Origin of the sequence: Frankia sp. Hr75.2 (assembly GCF_949319125.1) — a bacterium.
GTDB classification, from domain to species: domain Bacteria; phylum Actinomycetota; class Actinomycetes; order Frankiales; family Frankiaceae; genus Parafrankia; species Parafrankia soli.
Genome location: NZ_CASGGV010000058.1, coordinates 1 through 9376, shown reverse-complemented (window position 1 = coordinate 9376; position 9376 = coordinate 1). Strand labels below are relative to the sequence as shown.

General features: G+C 67.5%; 7 protein-coding genes and 3 pseudogenes. 6 read left to right on the top strand and 4 right to left on the bottom strand.

Going from position 1 to position 9376, the window contains the following annotated elements; all coding sequences use genetic code 11:
- The first annotated feature begins 487 nt into the window (after positions 1-487).
- Together AC559T_RS06420 and AC559T_RS06415 are read left to right on the top strand one after the other, a co-directional pair.
- Complete coding sequence (locus AC559T_RS06420; protein ID WP_498868085.1) at positions 488-1198, top strand: IS6 family transposase; 711 nt, start codon at positions 488-490, stop codon at positions 1196-1198.
- A gap of 349 nt (positions 1199-1547) precedes the next feature.
- Positions 1548-1874 carry a hypothetical protein gene (locus tag AC559T_RS06415; protein WP_498868084.1) on the top strand — a complete coding sequence of 109 codons (327 nt, stop codon included), beginning with the start codon at positions 1548-1550 and terminating at the stop codon, positions 1872-1874.
- 716 nt (positions 1875-2590) lie between these two features.
- Here the strand turns inward: AC559T_RS06415 and AC559T_RS06410 are convergent.
- Together AC559T_RS06410 and AC559T_RS06405 are read right to left on the bottom strand one after the other, a co-directional pair.
- Positions 2591-3656, bottom strand: a pseudogene (locus AC559T_RS06410) (transposase).
- Positions 3657-3800: 144 nt separating this feature from the next.
- Positions 3801-4535: a class I SAM-dependent methyltransferase gene (locus AC559T_RS06405; protein ID WP_498868083.1), complete on the bottom strand. Its 735-nt coding sequence runs from the start codon at positions 4533-4535 to the stop codon at positions 3801-3803.
- A 376-nt stretch (positions 4536-4911) separates the two neighbouring features.
- Here AC559T_RS06405 and AC559T_RS06400 point away from each other — a divergent pair, with 376 nt between their 5' ends.
- The gene (locus tag AC559T_RS06400) at positions 4912-6126 is read left to right on the top strand and encodes a cytochrome P450 (protein ID WP_498868082.1); all 1215 of its coding nucleotides are present in this window, start codon (positions 4912-4914) and stop codon (positions 6124-6126) included.
- Positions 6127-6212: 86 nt separating this feature from the next.
- Entirely contained in the window at positions 6213-7499 is a 1287-nt protein-coding gene (locus AC559T_RS06395; protein WP_498868081.1) for a cytochrome P450, read from the top strand.
- 49 nt (positions 7500-7548) lie between these two features.
- On the opposite strand, the gene AC559T_RS06390 is transcribed toward AC559T_RS06395, so the two are convergent.
- Entirely contained in the window at positions 7549-8070 is a 522-nt protein-coding gene (locus AC559T_RS06390; RefSeq protein WP_498868080.1) for a hypothetical protein, read from the bottom strand.
- Between the two features lie 393 nt (positions 8071-8463).
- Here AC559T_RS06390 and AC559T_RS06385 point away from each other — a divergent pair, with 393 nt between their 5' ends.
- Together AC559T_RS06385 and AC559T_RS06380 are read left to right on the top strand one after the other, a co-directional pair.
- Complete coding sequence (locus AC559T_RS06385) at positions 8464-8703, top strand: hypothetical protein (RefSeq protein ID WP_498868079.1); 240 nt, start codon at positions 8464-8466, stop codon at positions 8701-8703.
- A gap of 82 nt (positions 8704-8785) precedes the next feature.
- Positions 8786-8878 (top strand): annotated as a pseudogene (locus tag AC559T_RS06380) (IS6 family transposase); the annotation flags it as partial.
- 167 nt (positions 8879-9045) lie between these two features.
- On the opposite strand, the pseudogene AC559T_RS06375 reads toward AC559T_RS06380, so the two are convergent.
- Positions 9046-9198, bottom strand: a pseudogene (locus tag AC559T_RS06375) (hypothetical protein); the annotation flags it as partial.
- Between the last annotated feature and the right edge of the window lie 178 nt (positions 9199-9376).

The following is a 9376-nucleotide window of genomic DNA, read 5'->3' as shown; positions in this document are numbered from 1 at the left end:
GACCGCTCGTCTGTCTGTCTGACGGTGAACTGACAGCGGTTGCGTGAGCAACGATTGGCCGGTCGAGGGAGCATAAGCGGCTCAGTATGGTGACTGACGTCGCCGGGTGGGCCGGCCGTTCCTCGGCTGGCCCACCCGGGTCTTTTAGTTCGGTGTCGCGGTTTGCTGCCTCAGCCGTCGGTGGTCAGGCTTGTGGGGCTCCATGAACCCCGATACGCGCATTGACCTATGAACCGCCCCGATGGTTGCAGCCCGCCAGCAATAGTCGATCAAGGCAGGGCCAGTTCGATCACAAGATCAGCGCCAGATCCAGAACACGTTGCCGTACTCAGTCCGGACCGACCCCGGCGGCGGCTTGGTCGCGGCAGCGAGCTGCCAGACCTTGGTCGGGTGGCCCGGGGGGATCGCACCCCCGGGCTCCCACAGAGTGGCACTGTTGCGTTGGCGAAGTCCGCCCTCTTGGCGACCGATCAGTCATGATCGAGTTATGCGCCGACGTCGTGTCCATCCACCGGTTCCGACGTCGGAGTTCGCCGGGTTCCGGTTCCCTCCCGAGGTGATCGTGCTGGCGGTGCGGTGGTACCTGCGGTTCGCGCTGTCGTACCGGGACGTCGAGGAGCTGCTGGCCGAACGCGGCCTCGAGGTCGACCACGTCACGGTCTACCGGTGGGTCCAGCGCTTCACGCCCCTGCTCGTGGACGCCGCCCGGCCGTGTCGGCACCGTCATGGTGACCGATGGTTCGTCGACGAGACCTACGTCAAGGTCGCCGGCCGGTGGACCTACCTGTACAGAGCGGTTGACCAGCACGGACAGGTCATTGACGTCCTCGCCAGCGGACGACGCGACCAGGCCGCCGCCCGCCGGTTCTTCGCCCAGGCGCTGTCCCACGGGCGCCGGCCCGTCGAGGTCACCACCGACAAGGCCCCCGTCTACCCAAGGCTCCTCGACGAGCTGCTCCCCGAGGCCTGCCACGTCGACGGTGCCCGGGAGAACAACCGAATCGAATCCGACCACAGCAGACTCAAAGCCCGGATCCGCCCGATGCGCGGACTGAAACGGCTGCGCTCCGCCCAGACGATCAGCGCAGGTCATGCATTCGTCCAGAACATCCGCCGCGGCCACTACGAACTCGGGATCGACGCCGACCCGCACGCACGGCTGACAGCCGCGTTTACCGAGCTCACCCTCACGATCTGATCACCCGATCGACAGGGCAATCTATGTCTTGCCTCCCGCAATGCAACAGACCCGTCAAAGGCCATGTCCGACGTGTCCAGACGAAAGACCGCTGGACTCAGGATTCCGCGGCGGGATGTCCGGCCGGATCCTCCCTAACTGGGTGACTCCTACCGGCCCACCCTGCGGACCTGTGCGGACAGCGTGGCGCCGGGCGGTGGCGACGCGCTTTGGTGAGTGAACGCTGCGCAGGTGGGTGCGGTGGCGACCACGTGTCTGGCAGGCGCAGCATGCCCAGTAACACGGTGAGCGGGCGGGGGCTGTGTAGGCAAGGACCGGGACCGCGCTCGCTGTTTCTTCAGGAGGCGCAATGGTGAAACGTCGTGACATTGAGTTGCCACACCCGTACGACGGCCTGCTCAACGAGGCGGTGAAGTCTCTCGATGAAGCAGACGCCTTGCGCATCGAGGCGAAGCGGCACCTGCGTATCTGTATGGCCGCGCTCGTCATCGCTGGCGTAAAGCCCCGGGATGTGGGGCTGCGTGTGGGTCAGAAACGGTCAGATGTTGACCACGCACTGGAAGTCGTCGAGTCCCGTGCCGGAGAGAAAAAGGAAGCCGATAGGCTGGCCCGTAGCCTGACCATGGAGGCTAAGCCCCGGTCTCCCGCACATGAGCGCACCGTTGCAAGTCAGTGACCGGCCGCCCGTTCGGCGCGTCGGAGCGGCGCGGGATCGGCTAGACCGGTTACCCGCACGGCCGCCTTCCCCCGCGTATAAGAGCACCGCCCAGGGTGCGGACCTGGGCGGCGCCTACCGTGAAGGATGACATCAGCGCCGCTATAGGGCAACCGTTCCAGCGGAGGTCACGCCAGTTCCGTAACACGAACCTTTTCACGGTGGCCGCCGGTTATTTTCCCCCTTTCCCTTGGCGCCACATGGTCTAACGGCCTACCTACCGCATCAAGGGCGGCTACGCCGTCGCAAGCAATCACCCTACGGGCGACCCTTGACACGGCAGGCAGCCCGTCAGGCAAGGCGCAATGGGGAAAGGGAGAAAAAATGGAGGGGCTGACAGAGCCGTCCGGGTTCGCCGCCGCTGAACGGCCCTGCCAGCGCTCATCGTAGGGGCCAGCTGGCACCGTGGTCAGCCTCGCCGCGCCCTCTCTGGTCTGGGACGTCGCACGGCGAGCACGCCAACGGCCAGTGATCCACATCGGGTCACTGGCCGTTGTCTGTGCTGGGGCCGGGGGCTACATGGTCAGCAGCGACGCCACCAGCCCGCGCCCACCGGATCAGCCGTGTCCATGCCTGTGGGGCTCCAGAACCCCGATTCGAGCGGTGACCTGCGCGTTTGCCCGCCAGACAGGGCCTGTGGGGTGCCAGAACTCGGACACCGGCATTGACCTGGTCTTTTAGGCGGCTCGTTCGTATTCGTTGATCAAACCGCCGAGGATGGGTCGGCGCTTGACGTTCCTTGGTCAGGTCGGCGATGGGGTGGTCGGGTCGTGGTGGTTGAAGGCCGCGGCCGCGGTGGGGTCGCTGTCCGTTGTAGTAGGCCGCGTACTCGGCCAGGACGGTGCGCAGGTGCCGTTCGCCGAAGATCAGCATCCGGTCGGTGACCTCGGTCCGGACCGTGCGGACGAACCGTTCGGCGTAGGCGTTCGCCCGAGGAGTTCGGGCTGGGATCGTGACTGTGGTGATGCCGGCGTCGGCGAGGACCGCGTCGAAGGAGGCGGTGAACTGGCCGGCCCGGTCGCGGATCAGGAACTGGAAGTCGGCGGCCCGGTCGCCGAGGTCCATGAGGAGGTTGCGGATCTGCTGGGTGGTCCACGGTCCGTCCGGGTGGGCGGTGACCCCGAGGATGTGGACGGTGCGGGAGCCGACGTCCAGGACGAAGAAGCAGTACAGACGCCGCAGCGTCACCGCGCAGTCCACGTGGAAGAAGTCCACTGCCAGCATCGTCGACGCCTGCGTACGCAGGAACTGCCGCCATGTGGTGTCGGTCTGCCGTGTCGGTGCCGGGAGCAGCCCGAGGGTCTTCAGGACCCGGCGGATCGTGGAGGCGCCGACCCGGTGGCCGAGCTTGAGGAGCTCACCCTGGATCCGCTGGTAGCCCCATGTCGGGTTCTCGGTCGCGAGCCGCTTGATCAGCGTGGCGATCTCCGGGCTGATCGGTGGTCGTCCGGTCCGCTGCGGGTGGGTCCATTTCCGTGTGATCAGGCGGCGGTGCCACCGGAGGACGGTGTCGGGGGTGATCAGCCGGTGGGCGCGCAGTGCCCTGGGCAGGAGCCGGATCAGGGCGGCGAGGACCGCCCGGTCCGCCCAGTCCCACCGGGGCTTGGGCTGGGTACGGCGCAGCACCGTGACCTCATGCCGTAGCACCAGCAATTCCAAGTCCTTGGCGGCCGACGAGCGGCCGAGTAGAACCAGCCAGCCACAGACCCGAACGAAGATCAGGTACAGCAGGCGCACGGACATAGTTGACCATCATGCGGCCGGCCCCATGCCGGCCCCGCGCCGGCGCATCGCCCCAGGTCACAGGCTCAGGCCGACTTCTGGCACCCCACAGGGCGGAGGTCGGCAAGGTCCCGAGCCGGCGAGCTACTGCAGCTCGTCCAGCAGTCAGTCCTGGGCGGCGGCCAGACCTGGCAGCCAGGTTCCTCCGTCGGGACGCCGGGCTTGGACGGCGAACATCGTCACACCGACAAGGAGGTTGCCCTCATCGCGGGTGAGTGACCACCACTCGTCCACCTCCTGCTGTGTCATCAGGCCGGCCTGGAGGATGCCCTGCTGGAACTGCTCCACGAGGAGCTGCCAGGCCACCCACGACTGGCTGGTGCTACGGGCCTGTGCGCCGCGGTACTGGGCGGACACGTCCGCGAGGCCGAGGCTCAGGACGTCGCCGAGCAGGCGGCGGCCGTAGGTCGCGTCAAACCCGCCCCGCTCACCCATGAGCTGCTGCAGCGCACGGACCATGGCCGTGTGGATCGGCGCCGTGGGAACGACCAGGTCGGCGCAGGTCCAGTCGACTTCCTCGACCAGCAGCCAGCCGCCGGGGGCGACCGCTGCCGCGAGCCGCCGCAGCGCGTGCCGATGGGGGTGCAGGTGGGCGACCAGCAGCCGCGCGTGCACCAGGTCGAACTCCTCCTGCGGAAGGTCGTCGACCATGACATCCAGGCACCGGACCTCGATCCCGGCCGGCAGCTCGTCGAGAAAGCGGACGTCCCGGTCCACCGCGAGGACGTGCCCCTGCGGCCCGGTGACCTCGGCGAGTGCCTGCGCGATAGAGCCGGCGCCGGCTCCGACCTCCAGACAGTGATGCCCGGCGCTGATTCCCAGGGCGCTCACGACCTGCATGGTCCCCGGATCCCACTCCCGCGCCATTGTCTGAAGGCGGGCGCGCTCCCCCGGATGCCCCTGGTCCAACACGTAGGTTGACAAACCAAACTCTCCCACTGGTCGCATCGAAATCATCCAGCGTTCGCAGGGCCCCGGCAGACATGTTAACCCGTGTTCCCAGCGCTCCCGCGCGTTTCGATCCATTATCTTTATCGCCCGATTTACAGTTCATGCGTGCCGCGGCACGCATGAACTAGCCTCGACACGTCGTCGAAGTCGTGACCGGATCGGTTCAGGAAGTCTTCACCTCGCAGCCGTCGCCGGGGGCTTTCATCAGCGGCGTTTCGCCGGCATGATTCCCGCGACAACTCCCACCGGGAAGAGGGATGTGGACGTGTCCGCTGCGCCGCAGGTTGTGTTCGACGCCTTTGCTCCTGTGCACCGATCCAATCCCTACCCGCGGTACGCGCTGGTTCGCGACTTCACCGCCCTGTACCCCATCACGCCCGAGATCCTGATGGCAACGCGCTACGAAGAGTGCTCGGCGGTTCTCACCGACGCGCTCTGGGGCCACGGCTACGAGGACGGCATCAACCCATTCCGCCCCGGCGTGGATCCCGACGACGTCCCAGGCTCGATGCTGCGGATGGACCCGCCCGACCACACCCGCATGCGGGGGCTGGTCAAGCGTTCGTTCATCCCACGCAACACCGAAGGCCTCCGGCCACGGGTCGAGAAGCTCGTCAACGAACTGCTGGACACAGCGATCGAGGCCGGCGAGGTCGACCTGATGGAGGCCCTGGCCCGGCCGCTGCCGCTCACCATCATCGGGGACATGCTCGGCATCCCGCCGGAGGACTACACCGCGGTCAAGCAGTGGTCACTGGAGATCGTCCGGGGCACCGACCCGGACATCCTGCAGTCGCCCGAGAGCCTGGCGCGCCGGCCCGAGGCCATGCGGGAGTTCGAGGCCTACTTCGCCGGCCTGATCGCACAGCGGCGCAAGGACCCACGTGACGACCTGCTGAGCGACATGTGCGTGGCTCAGGAGCGCGACTCGCTCCTGAGTGAACGCGAGATGCTCGGGCTCTCCGTCGGACTGCTGATCGGCGGTTACGAGACCGTCTCCGACCTGATCGGCAAGGGTCTCGTCGCGTTGTTGCGCAACCCCGACCAGATCGAGGTGTGGTTGGCCAACCCGGAACTGGCCCCGTACGCCGTGGACGAACTGCTCCGTTACGAGCCGCCCGTGCAGTTCACCCACCGGGTCGCGCTCCAGGAACGGGAGGTCGGGGGGCGCACGTTCGCCCGAGGCGAGGGCATCGTCGTCCTGATCGCCGCCGCCAACCGCGATCCGGCGGTCTACGACGATCCTGAGCGCCTCGACATCACCCGGTTCGCCGCGCGCTCCCCCGCGCCCCGCCACCTCTCGCTCAGCGAGGGCATCCACTACTGCCTCGGCGCGCACCTGGGACGGCTGCAAACCCAGATCGCCATGGACACGCTCCTGCGCCGTGCGCCGGGGCTGTCGCTGACCGGCGAACCGGTCTGGCGCGACACCGTCGCCATCCATGGACTCGACACCTGCCCGGTCCGCCTGCGGGCCTGAACGCCCCGCGGCCCTGTCGAGGGAACAGCCCGGGACCGAGACCTGGGACGTCCAGCGAGCGAATTCCACCGAGAGCAGGGATAACGATGAGCGTCGACCAAACGGACGCCGAGGCGCCAGATCAGGACCGGTCGCGGGAACCGCACAATCTGGTCGACGGGCGTCCCGCCGCCGCACCGCAGGCCGCATTCGACGCGTTCGATCCCGAACACTGGCCGAACCCGTATCCCCGGTACGCGGCGGCCCGCGAGGCAACGCCGCTCGTTCTCACCCCGCTGGGCGTGCACCTGGTGACCCGCTACCAGGACTGTGTGACCATTCTCCAGGACAACAGCTGGAGTCACGCCCACGAGGCGGAACTGTTCCACCCCGGCGTCGAACACGTCGACCTGCCGACGTCATTTCTCTGGATGGATCCACCCGATCACACCCGGCTGCGTGCCCTGGTCGGCAAGGCGTTCACCCCGCGCACCGTGGCCAACCTGCGGCCCCGCGTCGAGCAGCTCGTCAGGGAGCTGTTCGACGCGATCATCCAGGCCCGCGAGGTCGACGTGATCACCGCGCTGGCCTACCCGCTACCGCTGACCATCATCGCCGAGCTGCTCGGCGCGCCGGCCGAGGACCACCCGGACCTCCAGCGCTGGTCGCGGGCGCTGGCCCGCGGGTTCGACCCCGACCCGCTGCTCTCGCCCGAGGAACGGGAGGCACGCACCGACGCCGCCCGTGAGTTCGTGGCCTACTTCCGCGGTCTCATCGCCCTGCGTCGCGCCCACCCCGCCGATGACCTGATTAGCGAGCTCGCCGCCGTCGAGGAGCAGGGCGACGCCCTGACCGAGGACGAGATGCTGGCGACCTGCGTCACGCTGCTGGTCGCCGGGCACGAGACGAGCGTGAACCTGGTCGGCAACGGCATCCTGGCGCTGATCCGCAACCCTGACCAGTACGCCCTGCTCCGCACCAACCCGGAGCTTGCTGGCCCCGCCATCGAGGAAATGCTGCGTTACGACTCGCCGGTCCACATGACCACCCGCCTCGCCCACCAACAAACCGAGCTCGCCGGGCACACCTTCAGCGCCGGCGACGGCGTCGCCCTGCTCTTCGGCTCGGGCAACCGCGACCCGGAGGCGTTCCCCGACGCCGAGCGATTCGACATCACCCGGTATGCGGGCCAGCCACCCGCGAAGCGTCATCTCACCTTCAGCCTAGGCATCCACTACTGCCTCGGCGCGCCCCTGGCCCGGCTGGAGATGGAGCTCGTGCTCCACGAGCTGATCCGGCGCAGAACCACGATGACACTACTCACGGACGACCTCGCCTACCGCAGGAACCTCGTCCTGCGTGGCATCGAACACTTCCCGGTCCGCTTCAGATGACGTGCCTCTGGCCGCCAGCATCAGGAGGCGATCTGGGCTGGTGTGGAGGTCAGGTGGGATGTCGCTGGGCCAAGACGACGCGTTCGAGGACACCATCGGGTCCGGGGGTGCCGTGGCCATCAGAGATCCACGCGGCGATGGCGTACGGGACGTTGATCGGCGGGCCGGAGCTGTGCGTGACATCGAAGATCGACCGGTACCTGCCATGAGGGTTCTCGATGTTGACGACAACCACATCGGCCACGGCACCATCGAAACTGATCTGGGAGTAACGCAGAAGATGACCGTGGGAAGACAGACCGTCGGCACGCAATCCAAGATCATGGAGAAGATCGGCGTAGTACAACCGTCCGCGCGCTGTCTCCTCGACTGGCAGCGGTCTGCGAGGACGGGCCGGCGGTGCGGCCAGGTAGCGGGATCCACCGAGAAGGACGTGGCAGGCCGTCCGGTCCGCGGTCAGCGGTACTCGGGCGCGCTGTGCCCCGTCCGGCCCACGCAGATGAAGCTCGGCGACGGTCCCGTCGAACACGATCCGGGACAGGACGTGGCCGCCCGGCTGGGCGCGTTGCACCGCGGCCAATTCGATCAGGAGACGACGTGGGCAGCGGCCTGTCGCGGGGTCCTTCACCGTCGCCGTCGCCTCCGCGAATATCGACGATCCCGTCCCACGGGAGTGATTCGCAGACTACGCGACGACCAGGCGTATGCGCCGCTCCCGCCTGGGGTCCGGTCGCGGCACCACACCGAAGGAACAGGCTGATGATCCGCCCGGCTCGGGGGCACCCGGGCATTCTCAATCACCATCAGGGACGAGGCCAGAGCCCTCGCGGCTGACCGACGCGCAATGCGCTCCGCTCACCGCCTCTCGCGTACGCGGTGCCCACACACTCACACCTCTCCGATCAGAGCAGAAAGATGTCATCATCCTGTTGCCTCAAGTCCGATAACCGGTAACCATATGGCCGTGATGTCCTACGAGCAGGTCGAGAACACGCCCGATCCCCTCGACAGGGCGTCGCTGGCCGACGAACTGATGTGGACGCCCCACCCCCGTCGACTCGCCCTGCGCAACCTGCGCGGCGAGGCGATCCGCGCATCCCTGGCCGCCGGAATCCCCTCCGACCAGATCGCCGCGAAACTCCACGTCAAGATAAGCGATCTTGAATGGATGTCCCGCCCGACCGCAACCACACCTACTTCTTGATCGAACCGCTGCCGACACCAAGCTCGCGGGGGCTGCTACACGGGCAAGGTCCGGCGGTCGGGGCGCCTGGCGTCACGATCAGGTGGTACAACGGCGTGCTGGCGGTCCGCCGGCTCCGGTCTCGGGGTTCGCCGGGTTCCGGTTCCCACCGGAGGTGATCGTGCTGGCGATTCGCCAGTAGAGAGCTTAAAAGCCGGGGTTAGGGAGGTCGGAAATCGAGTCCGGTTCTGGCGATGAACCCTGCGAGCAGGTTCGGGCGGTACTGGGTCCGTCGTAGGGGACGGATGACCAGCACGGCGAGCTGATCGATAGTGCGTTTCGTGAGGTTCGCCAGGGATCGTGTCAGGTGCGACCAGACTCCCTCGACCGGGTTGAGGTGGTGCCGAGGAGGCGGTGGTGGGTGAGGGCGCAGTCGCCGACGGCGTCGATGTCGGGCAGACCGGTTTCTATGCGCTGGTTGACGACGATCGCGTCGCGGGGGGCGAGGGTGGCGCCGGCCTGGGTGGCGAGGCGGGTGTCGGGACGGACGCCGGTGACGACGAGGACTTGCCTAACGAGCTGCCTGCCGTGTCAAGGGGCACCCGAAAGGTGATCGCTTGTGACAGCGTAGCCGTCCTTGATGCGGTAGGTAGGCCGTTAGGCATGTGGCGCCACGAGAAAGGGGGAGCCAATC

Coding starts and splice junctions, on each gene's coding strand:
- AC559T_RS06420 (WP_498868085.1), top strand. CDS start 488: ATGCGCCGACGTCGTGTCCATCCACCGGTTCCGACGTCGGAGTTCGCC.
- AC559T_RS06415 (WP_498868084.1), top strand. CDS start 1,548: ATGGTGAAACGTCGTGACATTGAGTTGCCACACCCGTACGACGGCCTG.
- AC559T_RS06405 (WP_498868083.1), bottom strand. CDS start 4,535: ATGCAGGTCGTGAGCGCCCTGGGAATCAGCGCCGGGCATCACTGTCTG.
- AC559T_RS06395 (WP_498868081.1), top strand. CDS start 6,213: ATGAGCGTCGACCAAACGGACGCCGAGGCGCCAGATCAGGACCGGTCG.